Source organism: Enterobacter cloacae complex sp. IR5418 (genome assembly GCF_049238105.1).
Taxonomy (GTDB): Bacteria; Pseudomonadota; Gammaproteobacteria; order Enterobacterales; family Enterobacteriaceae; genus Enterobacter; species Enterobacter hormaechei.
The window spans coordinates 123,908-140,550 of the sequence record NZ_JBMKHS010000003.1; the positions used below are offsets into that span (position 1 = coordinate 123,908).

The following is a 16,643-nucleotide window of genomic DNA, read 5'->3' on the forward strand; positions in this document are numbered from 1 at the left end:
ATTATAGGCGATGTCCCTCAATTGACCGTGGCGCGACCACTGTAATGATGGCGTTGCGTCGGCCAGGAACATGACCATTCGGGGAGTATATGCAGTATTGGGGTAAAATAATCGGCGTTGCGTTCGCAATTATTATGGGTGCCGGATTCTGGGGTGTCGTTCTTGGCCTCATTATCGGCCATATGTTTGACAAAGCACGCAGCCGCAAAATGGCCTGGTTTGCCAACCAGCGCGAGCGCCAGTCACTCTTTTTCTCCACCACCTTCGAGGTGATGGGGCATTTAACCAAATCAAAAGGGCGCGTAACGGAAGCCGATATTCAGGTTGCCAGCGTCTTTATGGATCGCATGAATTTGCACGGCGAATCCCGCATCGCGGCGCAGAATGCGTTTCGGATTGGTAAATCCGATCACTACCCGCTGCGTGAAAAAATGCGGCAGTTCCGTAGCATCTGTTTCGGGCGCTTTGATTTAATTCGGATGTTTCTGGAAATTCAAATCCAGGCTGCCTTCGCGGATGGTTCTCTGCATCCGAATGAACGGGACGTTCTGTATGTGATTGCCGAAGAGCTGGGCATTTCCCGCATGCAGTTCGACCAGTTCCTGCGCATGATGCAGGGTGGCGCGCACTTTGGCGGCGGTTATCAGCACCAATCCTCTGGCGGCGGCTGGCAGCAGGCGCAGCGTGGCCCTACGCTTGAAGATGCCTGTAACGTGCTTGGCGTGAAGCCCTCTGACGATGCCACGACCATCAAACGCGCCTATCGTAAGCTGATGAGCGAGCACCATCCGGATAAGCTGGTGGCGAAAGGCCTGCCGCCAGAGATGATGGAGATGGCGAAACAGAAAGCGCAGGAAATCCAGAAAGCCTACGAGCTGATTAAAGAGCAGAAAGGTTTCAAATAAAAAAATGGCCCGACACTGTCGGGCCATTTTTTCAGAAGTCCACCGGCGCCTTAAAGGTCATGGCGTTGCCGAACGCCGGGTGGGTGATGGTGAGCGTCTGCGCATGCAGTTGCAGGCGCGGCGCTAACGCCAGCGCTTCCGGCGGCGCATAGAATCTGTCCCCCAGAATAGGGTGACCCAGCGCAAGCATATGCACACGCAGCTGGTGGGAGCGCCCGGTAATCGGTTTTAGCAGGACGCGCGCGGTGTTATCTGGCGCATACTCCAGCACTTCATACTCGGTTTGCGCGGCCTTGCCGGTTTCATAACACACTTTCTGCTTAGGCCGGTTCGGCCAGTCGCAAATCAGCGGTAAATCTACCAGCCCTTCCGCCTGCGCCGGATGACCCCAGACGCGCGCGACATACTGCTTCTTCGGCTCACGCTCGCGGAACTGACGCTTCAGCTCGCGTTCTGCCGCTTTATTCAGCGCCACCACAATCACACCGCTGGTCGCCATATCCAGACGATGGACAGACTCGGCCTCAGGATAATCACGCTGGATACGCGTCATCACGCTGTCTTTATGCTCGTCCAGACGCCCCGGTACGGACAACAAGCCGCTCGGCTTGTTGACCACCATAATGTGCTCGTCCTGATACAGAATGACCAGCCACGGATCCATCGGGGGATTGTAGGGCTCCATTATCATCTTGCGCTCCGCTTACTGATGCGTCACAACGATAAGGCGCAGGGCGTCGAGACGCCATCCCGCCTGATTCAGGCTTTCCAGAACCTGCTGGCGGTTGCTCTCGATTGCGGCCAGCTCATCGTCACGAATGTTCGGGTTCACCGCTTTCAACGCTTCCAGACGCGACAGCTCGGCAGACAGCTTCTCATCGGCTTCACTGCGCGCCGCATCGATCAGCGCTCTGGCCGCTTTTTCGGCCTGGGTTTCACCCAGTTGCAGAATGGCATGCACGTCCTGTTGCACCGCATTCACCAGCTTGCTGCCGGTATGACGGTTCACCGCGCTCAGCTGACGGTTGAAGCTTTCAAACTCCACCTGACCGGCCAGATTCGTACCGTTTTTATCCAGCAGCAGACGCACCGGCGTTGGCGGCAGGAAGCGGTTAAGCTGAAGCTGTTTCGGCGCCTGCGCTTCCACAACGTAGATCAGCTCCACCAACAGTGTGCCCACAGGCAAGGCTTTGTTCTTCAACAGGGAGATGGTGCTGCTGCCAGTATCGCCGGAGAGGATCAGATCCAGACCGTTGCGGATCAGCGGGTGTTCCCAGGTGATGAACTGTGCGTCTTCGCGCGACAGCGCCACATCACGCTCAAAGGTGATAGTGCAACCGTCTTCCGGCAGGCCCGGGAAATCCGGCACCAGCATATGATCGGACGGGGTCAGGACGATCATGTTCTCACCGCGATCGTCCTGGTTAATGCCGACGATGTCGAACAGGTTCATAGAGAAGCTGATCAGGCTGGTGTCGTCGTCCTGTTCTTCGATGCTTTCGGCAAGCTGCTGCGCTTTTTCACCGCCGTTGGAGTGGATCTCCAGCAGGCGATCGCGCCCCTGTTCCAGCTGGGCTTTCAGGGCGTCGTGCTTCTCGCGGCAGGACTTGATCAGCTCATCAAAACCCTCGGTGTTTTCCGGGGCCGCGAGGTAACCGATCAGATCCGCATGCACCTGATCGTAAATGGTGCGACCGGTCGGGCAGGTGTGTTCAAACGCATCCAGACCTTCGTGATACCAGCGAACCAGAACGGACTGGGCGGTTTTCTCCAGATACGGCACGTGGATCTGAATATCATGCGCCTGACCGATACGATCCAGACGGCCGATACGCTGCTCCAGCAGATCCGGGTTAAACGGCAGATCGAACATCACCAGATTGCTGGCGAACTGGAAGTTACGGCCTTCAGAACCGATTTCGGAGCACAGCATAACCTGTGCGCCACTGTCCTCTTCACTAAACCAGGCTGCGGCGCGGTCGCGCTCGACAATAGACATGCCTTCGTGGAACACGGCAGCGCGAATACCTTCGCGCTCGCGCAGCACTTGTTCCAGTTGCAGGGCGGTGGCTGCTTTGGCGCAGATCACCAGCACCTTCCGGGAACGGTGCGCGGTCAGATAACCCATCAACCACTCCACGCGCGGATCGAAGTTCCACCAGGTGCCGGTATCCCCTTCAAATTCCTGATAAATCTGCTCCGGGTAGAGCATGTCGCGCGCGCGATCTTCCGCAGATTTACGGGTGCCCATAATGCCGGAGACTTTAATCGCCGTCTGGTACTGGGTCGGCAGCGGCAGTTTGATGGTGTGCAGCTCGCGTTTCGGGAACCCCTTCACGCCGTTACGGGTGTTACGGAACAGCACGCGGCTGGTGCCGTGACGGTCCATCAGCATGTCGATCAGCTCTTTACGCGCAGATCCCGCGTTATCGCTGTCGCTGTTCGCGGCCTGCAAAAGCGGCTCGATATCCTGCTCGCCAATCAGATCGCTCAGGGTGTTAAGTTCATCGTTAGAGAGACGATTACCTGCCAGCAGCAGCGCGACGGCGTCTGCCACCGGACGGTAGTTTTTCTGTTCCTCAACAAACTGCTCAAAATCGTGGAAGCGGTTCGGGTCGAGCAGGCGCAGACGGGCGAAGTGGCTCTCAAGGCCCAGCTGCTCCGGCGTTGCGGTCAGCAGCAGAACGCCCGGTACGCGCTCGGCAAGCTGCTCAATCGCCATGTATTCACGGCTTGGCGCGTCTTCGCTCCAGACGAGGTGGTGTGCTTCGTCGACGACCATCAGATCCCATTCAGCGTCGCACAGGTGCTCCAGGCGCTGCTTGCTGCGGCGCACGAAGTCCAGGGAGCAGATCACCAGTTGTTCGGTTTCAAACGGGTTGTCCGCGTCGTGCTGGGCTTCGGCATAGCGCTCGTCGTCGAACAGGGAGAAGCGCAGGTTAAAGCGGCGCAGCATTTCGACCAGCCACTGGTGTTGCAGCGTTTCCGGCACCACAATCAGCACGCGCTCGGCGGCGCCAGAGAGCAGCTGCTGGTGCAGGATCATGCCTGCTTCGATGGTTTTACCCAGGCCCACTTCGTCAGCCAGCAGCACGCGAGGCGCATGGCGACGGCCCACATCATGGGCGATATTCAGCTGGTGGGGGATCAGGCTGGTACGCTGACCGCGCAGACCGCTCCACGGCATGCGGTACTGTTCACTCTGGAACTTACGCGCGCGGTAGCGCAGGGAGAAGCGATCCATTCGGTCGATTTGCCCGGCAAACAGACGGTCCTGCGGCTTGCTGAAAACCAGTTTGCTGTCGAGCAGCACTTCGCGCAGGATGACATTCGTCTCGTCGGTATCAAGACGCGTTCCGATGTAGGCGAGCAGTCCATTCTCTTCTTTTACGTCTTCAACCTTTAGCTGCCAGCCCTCGTGGCTGGTCACGGTGTCACCCGGGTTGAACATTACGCGGGTAACAGGGGAGTCATTGCGAGCGTACAGGCGGTTTTCACCGGTAGCAGGGAAAAGGAGGGTAACCATGCGCGCATCGACGGCAACGACGGTTCCTAATCCAAGTTCGCTTTCTGTATCGCTGATCCAGCGTTGACCAAGTGTAAAAGGCATAGTTGTTCGGCTCTAATCTTTAATTGCAGGCAATAGTTCGACCCCGTCAAAAAAGACGGTCATCGAAAAATGGGTCCGGGAATGGAAAGGGCGCTATGGTACTGGATGGCAACGGTTTCGTCACGCGTCAAAATAGCCCAAGTTGTCCTGTCACTAGTGTAGCAAAGTCGTCATCGATGAACGGTAAAATTCCCTCCGCAACCGGCTGAAGCTGGCGGGTGAGGTAGTGATCGTAATCGAACGGAGACTGCTGGTAATCAACGGGCTCCGGACCGTTAGTTGTCCAGACGTATTTGATTGTTCCCCGGTTCTGATACTGCGGCGCGCGTCCCCGGCGAACGTTCTCTTCGTCCGCCAGCCGCGCGGCACGCACGTGGGGGGGAACGTTACGCTGATACTCCACCAGCGGGCGGCGCAGGCGCTTGCGATACACCAGCTGCGCGTCAAGTTCACCCGCCATCAGGCTGGCGATGGTTTCGCGCACATAATCCTGATAAGGCTCATTGCGAAACACCCGCAGGTAGAGTGTCTGCTGGAACTGCTGTGCCAGCGGCGTCCAGTCGGTGCGCACTGTCTCCAGCCCTTTAAACACCATCCGCTGCGTGTCGCCTTCCTGAATCAACCCGGCGTAGCGCTTCTTGCTGCCCTGGTCGGTCCCGCGAATGGTCGGCATTAAAAAGCGGGCGAAATGGGTTTCAAACTCCAGCTCTAACGCGCTGGTTAACCGCTCTTTTTGCAAATGTTCCTGCCACCAGGCGTTCACAAAAGCGACCAGTTCTTTGCCGATTTGCGCGGCATCGTCTTCTGAATGGGCGGCTTTCAGCCAGACAAAGGTGGAGTCGGTGTCGCCATAAATCACGTCATAGCCCCGGGATTCAATCAGCGCTTTAGTCTGGCGCATAATGTCGTGCCCGCGCATGGTGATGGACGACGCCAGACGGGGATCAAAGAAGCGGCAGGCGCTGGTACCCAGCACGCCGTAAAAGGCGTTCATAATGATCTTCAGCGCCTGTGACAGCGGCTTGTTGCCGTGGCGTTTCGCCTCGTCCCGGCCGTGCCAGATGTTGCCCACAATTTCAGGCAGGCAGTGTTTTTCGCGCGAGAAGCGTGCCCCGAGAAAACCTTCGGTGCTGTGCGCATCGTCTGGCTGCGCCATCCCCTCCACCAGCCCCACAGGGTCAATCAGGAACGTGCGGATAATCGACGGGTACAGGCTTTTATAATCCAGTACCAGAACGGAGTCATATAATCCTGGCCGGGAGTCCATCACGTAACCGCCGGGGCTGGCCTGCGGCGGCACGTCCCCGAGATTAGGCGCGACATAGCCCGCCCGATGCATCCGCGGGAAATAGAGGTGGCTGAAGGCCGCTACCGAGCCGCCGTGCCTGTCGACCGCGAGACCGTTTACCGTTGCGCGCTCAAGCAGGAACGGCATGATCTCGGTTTTGTGGAAAATCTGCGTGACCAGCTCGCAGTCTTTCAGGTTATAGGTGGCAAGCGCGGGTTTATCCTCGTTAAAGCGCCGGTCGATCTCGTCCATTCGGTCCCAGGGGTTGTCGATGGATTTGCCTTCGCCAAGCAGCTCCTGCGCCACCGCTTCGAGAGAGAAAGAGGAGAAATTCCAGAAGGCGGACTTAAGCGCCTCGATGCCGTCGATAATCAGGCGACCGTTGGCCTGAGCGAAGAAAACGCCGTTCTTAAAACCGTGCTCGCGCCACTCCAGCTCACTGTTGCCGCGCCCCAGCATCAGCGGGATGCGGTAACGCTCGGCATGTTTTTGCAGCACGCGCAGGTCAAATTGCACCACGTTCCAGCCGATCAATACATCCGGGTCATGCTCGGCAAACCACTGGTTAAGCTTCTCCAGCAGTTGCGGGCGGCTGTTAACGTACTCCAGATGAAAATCCAGCGCGGACGCATCGCCGTTCGGCGGCCCGAGCATATAGACAACCCGCTGCCCGCAGCCTTCAAGGCCGATGCAGTACAGTTCTCCGTGGCGGGTCGTTTCTATATCCAGCGAGACCCACTTCTGCGGTGGACGATAATTCGGGTTAGGCTTGAGGCGCGCGTTAACGAGACTGCCGTTCTGCGCGGTGCCGTCCACCCAGACGGGGGCAGTAATAAACCGCTCCATCAGAAAACGTTCCGGTGGACGAATATCCGCTTCGTAGAGCGTCACGCCCGCTTCGCGGAGCAGTTTTTCATAGCGCATCAGCTGGCGATGGGCACGGCAGTAGAGGCCATACACGGGCTGGCGATGAAAATCTTTCAAATCCAGGGGGGTGAGGCGCCAGCCGTTTTCACCGTGCAGCAGCTGTTTGACCTTTTCGACGTGGTGTTCAGGAATAAAAGCCACGGACTCCTGCGGCGGCAGCGTAACGTGCAGCGGACCGTTGTCCGTTGCCAGCCAGAACGCAACCTCCGTACCCTGAGGGGTATCCCGCCAGTGTCGGGTCAGTAAAAAGCCTTCTTGCGCCTGTGCCACGCCGCTATCCCATAAAACAAAACCAGGCCTGATTATAGCCTGGTTGAGGTGGGTTTGCTGGGGTTTTATACAGTGTCTGTTTAGCCGGATGGCGCTGCGCTTATCCGGCCTACAATCCTATTGCCCGTAATACGCTTTCGCGCCGTGCTTGCGCAGGTAATGCTTATCCAGCAGGGTTTGCTGCATATCCGGCAGTTGCGGCGCCAGCTGGCGGCAGAAGATCCCCATGTAGGCAACTTCTTCCAGCACGATCGCGTTATGCACCGCGTCTTCCGCGTTTTTACCCCAGGCAAACGGGCCGTGGGAGTGCACCAGTACGCCGGGCATTTGCGCCGCGTCGATACCCTGTTTTTCGAAGGTTTCGACAATCACGTTCCCCGTTTCCCACTCGTATTCACCGTTGATCTCCGCATCGGTCATCAGACGCGTGCAGGGAATGGTGCCGTAGAAGTAGTCCGCGTGGGTGGTACCGGTAGCCGGAATGGACTGGCCCGCCTGCGCCCAGATGGTCGCGTGACGCGAATGGGTGTGCACAATGCCGCCAATGGTCGGGAAGGCCTGATACAGCAGGCGGTGGGTGGGCGTATCGGAAGAGGGTTTTTTGTTGCCTTCCACCACTTCACCCGTTTCGATGCTGACCACCACCATATCTTCTGCGGTCATCACCGTGTAATCCACGCCCGAAGGCTTGATCACGAATAGCCCTTTTTCCCGGTCAACGGCGCTGACGTTGCCCCAGGTCAGGGTCACCAGGTTATGTTTTGGCAGCGCCAGGTTGGCTTCGAGCACCTGACGTTTGAGATCTTCTAACATGGTTGTCTCCAGTGCCGGATGGCGCTTCGCTTATCAGGCCTACAGCATTGTAGGCCCGGTAAACGCAGTGCCACCGGGCATTGCGTGCTTAGCGTTTTGTACCGTAATAGACTTCGTTCCAGCGCAGCGCGTCTTTAAAGGCGGGCAGACGGGTGTCGTTATCAATCACGGTCAGCTCGATGTCGTGCAACTCGGCGAACTGACGCATATCGTTCAGGTCAAGCGCGTGGCTGAAGACGGTGTGGTGCGCGCCACCCGCCAGGATCCAGGCCTCTGACGCGGTTGGCAGATCAGGCTGCGCTTTCCACAACGCGTTGGCGACCGGCAGTTTCGGCAGAGAGTGCGGGGTTTCAACCGCATCGACGCAGTTCACCAGCAGGCGGAAGCGGTCGCCGAGGTCGATCAGGCTGGCGTTGATGGCCGGGCCGGTACGGGTGTTGAAGATCAGACGGGCCGGATCCGCTTTGCCGCCAATACCGAGGTACTGCACGTCGAGGATCGGTTTCTCTTCAACCGCGATGGAGGGACACACTTCCAGCATGTGCGAGCCGAGCACCAGATCGTTGCCGTTCTCGAAGTGATAGGTGTAGTCCTCCATAAAAGAGGTGCCGCCCTGTAGACCGGTCGACATCACCTTCATGATGCGAAGCAGAGCGGCAGTTTTCCAGTCGCCTTCGCCCGCAAAGCCGTAGCCCTGCTGCATCAGACGTTGTACCGCCAGTCCCGGGAGCTGTTTCAGGCCGTGGAGGTCTTCAAAGGTGGTGGTGAAGGCATGGAAGCCGCCCTGTTCCAGAAAACGCTTCATGCCCAGCTCAATTCGTGCGGCATCCAGCACGTTCTGGCGCTTGTCGCCGTTGACCTGTGCCGCAGGCGTCAGGCGGTAGCTGCTTTCGTACTCGTCCACCAGCGCGTTAACGTCGCCATCGCTGATGTCGTTCACCACCTGCACCAGGTCGCCCACCGCCCAGGTGTTGACGGAGAAGCCAAACTTGATCTGTGCGGCCACTTTATCACCGTCGGTAACCGCCACTTCGCGCATGTTGTCGCCGAAACGCACCACTTTCAGGTGACGGGTATCCTGCTTAGAGACCGCCTGACGCATCCAGGAGCCAATGCGTTTTTGTGCCTGGCCGTCCTGCCAGTGGCCGGTCACCACGGCATGCTGTTGACGCATACGCGCGCCGATGAAACCGAACTCGCGGCCGCCGTGCGCGGTCTGGTTCAGGTTCATAAAGTCCATGTCGATGCTGTCCCACGGCAGGGATGCGTTGAACTGCGTGTGGAATTGCAGCAGCGGTTTGTTGAGGATAGCCAGGCCGTTGATCCACATTTTGGCCGGTGAGAAGGTGTGCAGCCACACCACCAGGCCGGCGCATTTGTCGTCGTAATTGGCATCGCGGCAGATGTTGGTGATTTCGTCCGGGGTGGTTCCCAGCGGCTTCAGCACCAGTTTGCACGGCAGTTTAGCTTCCGCGTTCAGCGCATTCACAACGTGCTCCGCGTGTTTCGTCACCTGCTGCAACGCTTCCGGTCCGTACAAATGCTGGCTGCCAATCACAAACCACACTTCATAATTATTAAAAATGGTCATCATCGTGTCCTTAATGTGTCAGGGTTGCCGTAGTGTCCGCGGTGCTTTTGGCCGGGGCGGCGACAGGGAGATAGTGAAGTTCGGCGCTTTTTGCCCATTGCTGGTAGCGCTGATAAAGCTGTTCAAAGCGTTGTGCCTGCTGAGTCTGCGGCTGGAGCGTACTTTCGACGGCGCTCGCCATATGCTGTTGCGCGGTCGGGATATCCGCATGAACGCCTGCGGCCACGGCAGCGAAAATCGCGGCGCCCAGCGCACAGCACTGATCGGAGGCCACAATTTGCAGCGGCCGGTTCAGCACGTCGCAGCAGGCCTGCATAATCACCGGGTTTTTACGGGCGATGCCGCCCAGCGCCATCACGTTGTTCACGTCAATGCCCTGGTCGATGAAGCACTCCATAATGGCGCGCGCGCCGAACGCGGTGGCGGCAATCAGGCCGCCAAACAGCGCGGGCGCGTCGGTCGCCAGGTTGAGATCGGTGATCACCCCTTTCAGACGCTGGTTGGCGAACGGCGTGCGGCGGCCGTTGAACCAGTCCAGCACGACCGGCAGGTGGTCGAGAGACGGATTTTTTGCCCAGGCTTCTGTAAGCTGCGGCAGGAGCTGTTTTTTGCTCGCCGTAATCTGCGTTTTCAGTTCAGGATGCGCGACAGCCAGCTGATCCAGCGGCCAGCCGAGCACGCGGCCAAACCAGGCGTAGATGTCACCGAAGGCGGACTGACCCGCTTCAAGGCCGATAAAATCAGGCACCACGCTGCCGTCAACCTGACCGCAGATGCCTTTCACCGCGCGGTCGCCGACGCTGGTTTTATCTGCCGTCAGAATGTCACAGGTGGAGGTGCCGATAACTTTCACCAGCGTGTTTGGCTGCGCACCTGCGCCCACGGCACCCATATGGCAGTCGAACGCGCCGCCGGAAATGGTCACGTTTTGCGGCAGGCCGAGACGCGTCGCCCACTCTTCACAGAGCGTGCCGACCGGAATATCGGCGGTGAAGGTGTCGGTAAACAGCGGGTATGTCAGGTTTTTGTTGATGATCGGGTCGAGTTCGTCGAAGAACGCCGCCGGAGGCAGACCACCCCAGCTTTCATGCCACAGCGATTTATGCCCGGCGCTGCATCGGCCGCGGCGGATATCCTGCGGGCGGGTGGTGCCGGAGAGCAGGGCGGGAACCCAGTCGCACAGCTCAATCCATGACGCCGCTGCCTGTGCGACCGACGCGTCCGCGCGGGTAACGTGCAGGATCTTGGCCCAGAACCACTCGCTGGAGTAGATCCCGCCGATGTAGCGGGAGTAGTCCGTTTTGCCCGGCTGATGGCATAAGCGGGTGATGGCTTCCGCCTCTTCCACGGCGGTATGGTCTTTCCACAGCACAAACATGGCGTTCGGGTTGTCAGCAAACTCCGGTCGCAGCGCCAGTACGCGGCCTTCGGCATCGACAGGAGCAGGCGTTGAGCCAGTGCTGTCGACGCCAATCCCCACTACATCGGCCCGCTGGGCGTCCGTCAGATCCGCCAGCACGGTTTTGATCGCCGCTTCCATTGATTCAATGTAATCACGCGGGTGGTGGCGGAACTGGTTGTTCGGCGCATCGCAGTAGCGCCCCTCTTGCCAGCGCGGATACCACTCAACGCTGGTTGCTATCTCCAGGCCAGTCGTACAGTCCACTGCCAGCGCGCGAACTGAGTCGCTGCCAAAATCGAGGCCAATTGCAATTGCCATGGTGTTGCTCCATCCAAAAAACAGGTATGGAAGAACATTAGAGACTGGGGACAAAAATCGTCAGGCAGGATCCGCTAATCTTATGGACTAAATTGCTGTAGCAACGGAAAGTGTGACGCCGTGCAAATAATCAATGTGGACATTTCTGCCGTACTTATAGACACTTTTGTTACTGCTTATCTGCCTGTACTGGCGGAGAAATCAGGGGGAAAGGCTGAAACATGGCGGACGTAAAAGAGGCGTGATGCCTTTTGAATCTTTTCGCGGGCCATTTTTAACCTGCTTTTATCGATATGGACAATTGGTTTCCTTCAGGACCCTTGGGAGAACTGAATCTATGGCCGAACCGCAAAACGATCCCTTACTGCCGGGCTACTCATTTAACGCCCATCTGGTGGCGGGGCTGACGCCCATTGAGGCCGAGGGATATCTCGATTTCTACGTCGACCGCCCTCTTGGTATGAAGGGATATATCCTGAACCTGACCGTACGCGGAGAAGGGGTGATCAAAAACGGTGATCAGCAGTTCATCTGTCGCCCTGGCGATATGCTGTTGTTCCCGCCGGGGGAGATCCACCACTACGGGCGACACCCGGATGCCAAAGAGTGGTATCACCAGTGGGTCTATTTCCGTCCGCGTGCCTACTGGCAGGAATGGCTCTCATGGCCAGCCATTTTCGCCCATACCGGTTTTTATCGCCCGGATGAGGCGCATCTGGCACAGTTCCGTGAGCTGTTCGCACAGATTATTGAAGCGGGGCAGGCGGGCGGACGCTACGCCGAACTGCTGGCGATTAACCTGCTTGAGCAGGTGCTGCTGCGCCGCATGGAAGCCATCAACGAATCCCTTAACCCGCCGCTGGACAACCGCGTCCGCGATGCCTGCCAGTACATCAGCGACCACCTTGCCGACAGCCAGTTTGATATTGCCAGCGTCGCCCAGCACGTGTGCCTGTCGCCGTCACGGCTCTCTCATCTCTTCCGCCAGCAGCTTGGGGTCAGCGTGCTCAGCTGGCGTGAGGATCAGCGCATCAGCCAGGCGAAACTCCTGCTTAGCACCACCCGAATGCCTATCGCCACCGTCGGACGTAACGTGGGCTTTGAAGATCAGCTCTATTTCTCTCGCGTGTTTAAGAAGTGCACCGGGGCCAGCCCGAGCGAATTCCGCGCGGGATGTGAATAATCGGTAAACATTCAGGTGAACTTCAGGCGCATCCTGTAAACTATTCAGACAATTGATGCCTTGACGCGGTGCGGGGCGCTAAGCAGAATCGCTGATTCGTTTTCTGACCGGAATAGTTATGCAGGCATTGCTGGAACATTTTATTACCCAGTCCGTTATGTACTCGCTCATCGCCGTGGCGCTGGTGGCGTTTCTGGAATCGCTTGCGCTGGTTGGGCTGATCCTGCCCGGCACCGTGATGATGGCGGGGCTTGGCGCGCTTATCGGCAGCGGCGAGGTCAATTTCTGGCAGGCGTGGATGGCCGGTATTATCGGCTGTTTACTGGGGGACTGGATCTCCTTCTGGCTGGGCTGGCGCTTTAAGAAGCCGCTGCACCGCTGGTCGTTTATGAAAAAGAACAAAGCGCTGCTGGATAAAACCGAGCACGCGCTGCACCAGCACAGCATGTTCACTATCCTCGTGGGGCGCTTCGTTGGCCCAACGCGTCCGCTGGTGCCAATGGTTGCCGGGATGCTGGATCTGCCCGTCGCGAAATTCGTGGTGCCGAACATCATCGGCTGCGTCTTCTGGCCGCCGTTTTACTTCCTGCCGGGGATCCTGGCAGGCGCGGCCATCGATATTCCTGACGGTATGCAAAGCGGTGAGTTTAAATGGCTGCTGCTGGCAACGGCGGTGCTGCTGTGGCTGGCGGTCTGGCTCTGCTGGCGCTTATGGCGCAGTGCGAAAGCCAGTGTCGACCGTCTGACGCGCTATCTCCCGCGCACGCGCCTGCTCTGGCTGGCTCCGCTGATGCTGGGCGTGGCCGTAGTCGCGCTGGTGGCGCTGATCCGCCACCCGCTGATGCCGGTATACGGCGAGATCCTGTTGAAGGTGGTGAGCCGTTAAGGTGTTTTCCCTCTCCCCGTGGGAGAGGGCCAGGGTGAGGGCGTCAGACCGCACGAATGCCCAACAATGAAGATGCCCCCGCGTTACCACTCAGAAGTTCTTCTGTTTCTCCATCCCATAAAATGCGTCCCTCCGCGATCACTACCGATCGCGGCGCGATGCGGGCAGCATCCTCAATACTGTGCGACACCATCAGCATCGTCAGTTGCTCGCGCTTGCATACCTCTTCAACCAGCGAGAGCATCTCCTGACGCAGGGCCGGGTCGAGTGCCGAAAAGGGTTCGTCGAGCAGCAGCAGCGGCTGTTCGCGTACCAGGCAACGAGCCAATGCCACACGCTGACGCTGGCCGCCGGAAAGTTCGCCCGGTAGTCGGGTGATAAACGCAGACAGGCCCATCTGTCCGGCGATCGCCTCCAGCTTCTGACGTTGCGCAGCATTGAGCTTTAAGCCCGGATCCATACCCAGCGCGATGTTCTGCCACACCGTAAGGTGATTAAACAGATTGTTTTCCTGAAACAGCATCGACACCGGACGCTTAGCCGGTGGATCGTAGGTATACTCGCCATTATCAATGACGATCGTCCCGCTGGCAGGCTGCAAAAAACCGGCAATCAGATTGAGCAGGGTACTTTTTCCGGCCCCGCTTGGGCCAAGCACTGCGATTCGCTCTCCCTGACGAACGGAGAGGGTAAAACGCATTGGCAGGTGCTCATAAAGCCAGGTTACATCAGTCAGTTTTAACATCACGCCCCGGAAGTTTTTCGATAACGGTAAATAAGGCAAAACACAGCAGCAACAGGAGCAGTGCCGTGACCGCGCCATCCTGACTGCGATAAGAGCCAATTTGCTGATAAAGCCAGAACGGCAGCGTGCGGAAATTTTCGTTGCCAAAGAGGGCGACTACGCCAAAATCGCCAATCGACAGCACGCAGGCAAAGGCCAGCGCCTGGGCGAGCGGTCGTTTCAGGGCGCGTAGCTCGACCACCTTCAGCCGCCGCCAGCCCATAATGCCAAGGGACTGGCACAGGAAGCTATACCGGCTGTTTGCATCCCGCATCGGGTTTTCCAGCACCTTCAGCGCATATGGGATGGCCATTAAGGCGTTGGTAAAAATGACGATGCCGTCGGCGCTCTCCGGCAGGCCGAGGGTGCTGTTAAACAGTAAAAAGAACCCTGTCGCCAGCACAATGCCCGGCATCGCCAGGATCAGCATGCCCGTCAGCTCCAGCGCCTGTCCGGCTTTGCGGGCATGACGCGCGTAGAGTTCGCGGCTACTCCAGAGCAGCATCATGGTCAGGATCACACACAATAGCCCGGCTGCCAGCGCGATGCGCAATGAGGTCCACGTCGCTTGCCACAGGACAGGCTGTTGCAGTACCGACATCACATTGCGATTCAGGCCATCAACGATAACGGCCAGCAGCGGGGGCAGCAGAAGCAGGAGTGCCAGCGCAATCAGCATAAAATCCGAGACGCGGCTGTGCAGGCTGTCCTGCGGATCGCGCCAGCCAGTCACGTTATTACTGCCTGCGGGGAGCGCTTTGCTTAGCCGCTGGCTGAGTAACACCAGTGCCAGACAGCACACCATCTGGACGATCGCCAGCAGCGCGGCGCGCCCCGGATCGTAGTCGTAACTTAAGGCCTGATAAATCGCCAGCTCAATGGTGGTGGCCTGCGGCCCGCCGCCGAGAGAAAGCACAGTCGCAAAGCTGGCGAAGCAGAGCATAAAAATCAGCGCGGCAACCGGGGCGATTTGTCGTCGCAGCCACGGCCATTCGACAAAACGGAAGAACGACCAGCCGCGCATGCCAAGCTGGGCGGCAATCTGGCGCTGCTCGCCGGGAATGTTTTCCAGCGCCTGTAAAAAGAGGCGCGTCGCCATCGGCATATTGAAAAAAATATGCGCCAGCAGAATGCCTTTCAGGCCGTAGGGGGAGAAGGTCCATTCCAGGCCAAGCAGGCTGAAGAGGGAGGCCAGCCAGCCCTGCCGACCGTAGACGCTCAGAATCCCGAACACCGCCACCAGTACCGGGAGGATGAGCGTCATCGCGCACAGCCGTAGCAGGGCCAGTCTGCCGGGGAAACGTCTGCGATAGAGCGCGCGCGCGAGGAAAATGGCCGGGAGCACCGACAACAGTGCGGAGAGAAACGCCTGCCAGAAGGAGAAACGAATGACGTGCCAGAGATAGCTGTCGTGCCAGAGGGCGAGCAGATCGCTCTCTGGCGCGTTAAACCACAGCGCAAGGAATGCCCCCAGGCTGACGACCACCATCAGTATGGCGGCGAGCAGCCCGGGAACTAACCAGCCGGGGATCAGCGGCTGACGGCGCGTTGCCATTCGCTTATCCATGCGGCACGCTGGGCGGCAACCTGCTGCGGCGTGAATTCCAGTGAGGTTTGCGGTTTGTTCAGCTGCTCAAAACCTGCCGGCAGCGCAACGTCAGTGACAGGGTACATCCAGTTTCCTGTCGGAATAGCATTCTGGAAGGCCGGTGAAACCATAAATTTCAGGAATTTTTCAGCAAGCTCCGGCTGTTTGCTCGCGGCGGTGCGGGCAGCCACTTCCACCTGCAAATAATGTCCTTCAGCAAAGTTCGCGGCGGCGTAGTTATCTTTCTTCTCGGCGATAATGTGGTAGGCCGGAGAGGTGGTATAGCTCAGTACCAGGTCGCTTTCGCCTTTCAGGAACAGGCCGTAGGCTTCGCTCCAGCCTTTGGTGACGGTAACGGTTTTCGCGGCCAGCTTCTGCCACGCTTCCGGCGTTTTGTCTCCGTAGACCTTTTGCATCCACAGCAGCAGCCCCAGACCCGGCGTGCTGGTACGCGGATCTTCATAAATCACGCGCCACTTCTGGTCGCTTTCGACCAGCTCTTTCAGGCTTTTTGGCGGGTTCTTCAGCTTATTTTTGTCGTAGACGAACGCAAAGTACCCGTAATCAAAGGGAACAAATGTGTCGTTTTTCCAGCCGCCCGGCACGTTGACGGCATCTGCCGCCACGCCGCTTTTGGCGAACAGTCTGGTTTGGGTGGCGGCTTCCAGCAGGTTGTTATCCAGCCCCAGCACCACGTCGGCTTTGCTGTTTTTGCCTTCCATGCGCAGACGGTTGAGCAGCGACACGCCATCTTCCAGCGCCACGAATTTCAGCTCGCAGTTGCAGTCGGCTTCGAAGGCTTTTTTAACCACCGGGCCGGGGCCCCAGTCGGCGGAGAAGGAGTCGTAGGTATAGACCGTCAGAACAGGCTTAGCAAAAACAGGCAGCGCAAACAGCGCCAGCAGAGGAAGAACGTTTTTTAACACTTTGCACCTCAGGGTTGAGTGGCAAAGGATTTTGAGAGACAGCCTCAAATCCCTTCGCCGGCGTTATCCGGATCAGGTTCGACGGGTATTATCTCAGCGCACATCAGTGATGCAGCACCCCGTTGAGAACGGCGTTATTGTAATGATTTGGT

12 protein-coding genes and 1 riboswitch are annotated in these 16,643 nt (G+C 58.3%); of the genes, 3 read left to right on the top strand and 9 right to left on the bottom strand.

What is annotated here, in order from left to right:
- Nucleotides 1-89: 89 nt before the first annotated feature.
- Complete coding sequence (djlA, locus tag ACOTX7_RS03905) at nt 90-905, top strand: co-chaperone DjlA (protein ID WP_006810139.1); 816 nt, start codon at nt 90-92, stop codon at nt 903-905.
- Nucleotides 906-936: 31 nt separating this feature from the next.
- Here the strand turns inward: djlA and rluA are convergent, their stop codons facing one another.
- From rluA to araB, 6 genes are all read right to left on the bottom strand, one after another.
- Entirely contained in the window at nt 937-1,596 is a 660-nt protein-coding gene (gene rluA, locus ACOTX7_RS03910; RefSeq protein WP_221256905.1) for a bifunctional tRNA pseudouridine(32) synthase/23S rRNA pseudouridine(746) synthase RluA, read from the bottom strand.
- 12 nt (nt 1,597-1,608) lie between these two features.
- Complete coding sequence (rapA, locus tag ACOTX7_RS03915; RefSeq protein WP_205922272.1) at nt 1,609-4,515, bottom strand: RNA polymerase-associated protein RapA; 2,907 nt, start codon at nt 4,513-4,515, stop codon at nt 1,609-1,611.
- 127 nt (nt 4,516-4,642) lie between these two features.
- On the bottom strand, nt 4,643-7,000 hold the full coding sequence (gene polB / locus ACOTX7_RS03920; RefSeq protein WP_221256906.1) for a DNA polymerase II: 2,358 nt from the start codon (nt 6,998-7,000) through the stop codon (nt 4,643-4,645).
- Between the two features lie 117 nt (nt 7,001-7,117).
- A complete protein-coding gene (araD, locus tag ACOTX7_RS03925) occupies nt 7,118-7,813 on the bottom strand; it encodes an L-ribulose-5-phosphate 4-epimerase (protein ID WP_006810135.1) in 696 nt (231 codons plus the stop codon).
- An 88-nt stretch (nt 7,814-7,901) separates the two neighbouring features.
- Entirely contained in the window at nt 7,902-9,404 is a 1,503-nt protein-coding gene (gene araA / locus ACOTX7_RS03930) for an L-arabinose isomerase (protein WP_032673655.1), read from the bottom strand.
- Nucleotides 9,405-9,414: 10 nt separating this feature from the next.
- Nucleotides 9,415-11,124: a ribulokinase gene (gene araB / locus ACOTX7_RS03935; protein ID WP_221256907.1), complete on the bottom strand. Its 1,710-nt coding sequence runs from the start codon at nt 11,122-11,124 to the stop codon at nt 9,415-9,417.
- 337 nt (nt 11,125-11,461) lie between these two features.
- Here araB and araC point away from each other — a divergent pair, with 337 nt between their 5' ends.
- Nucleotides 11,462-12,307 (top strand): arabinose operon transcriptional regulator AraC, encoded by an 846-nt coding sequence (gene araC, locus ACOTX7_RS03940; protein ID WP_000840168.1) that lies wholly within the window; start codon nt 11,462-11,464, stop codon nt 12,305-12,307.
- 118 nt (nt 12,308-12,425) lie between these two features.
- Complete coding sequence (locus tag ACOTX7_RS03945; protein ID WP_006810132.1) at nt 12,426-13,193, top strand: DedA family protein; 768 nt, start codon at nt 12,426-12,428, stop codon at nt 13,191-13,193.
- A gap of 43 nt (nt 13,194-13,236) precedes the next feature.
- Here ACOTX7_RS03945 and thiQ read toward each other — a convergent pair whose 3' ends face one another.
- Genes thiQ through thiB form a run of 3 tightly spaced genes read right to left on the bottom strand, consistent with a single transcriptional unit; the run spans nt 13,237 to nt 16,491 of the window.
- Nucleotides 13,237-13,938 carry a thiamine ABC transporter ATP-binding protein ThiQ gene (gene thiQ, locus ACOTX7_RS03950; protein ID WP_221812951.1) on the bottom strand — a complete coding sequence of 234 codons (702 nt, stop codon included), beginning with the start codon at nt 13,936-13,938 and terminating at the stop codon, nt 13,237-13,239.
- A complete protein-coding gene (gene thiP / locus ACOTX7_RS03955; protein ID WP_221256909.1) occupies nt 13,922-15,532 on the bottom strand; it encodes a thiamine/thiamine pyrophosphate ABC transporter permease ThiP in 1,611 nt (536 codons plus the stop codon). Before thiP ends, thiQ begins: the two co-directional genes overlap by 17 nt.
- Complete coding sequence (thiB, locus tag ACOTX7_RS03960; protein WP_039271728.1) at nt 15,508-16,491, bottom strand: thiamine ABC transporter substrate binding subunit; 984 nt, start codon at nt 16,489-16,491, stop codon at nt 15,508-15,510. The genes thiP and thiB overlap by 25 nt, the downstream gene beginning before the upstream one ends.
- A gap of 31 nt (nt 16,492-16,522) precedes the next feature.
- Nucleotides 16,523-16,623: riboswitch (TPP riboswitch) on the bottom strand.
- Between the last annotated feature and the right edge of the window lie 20 nt (nt 16,624-16,643).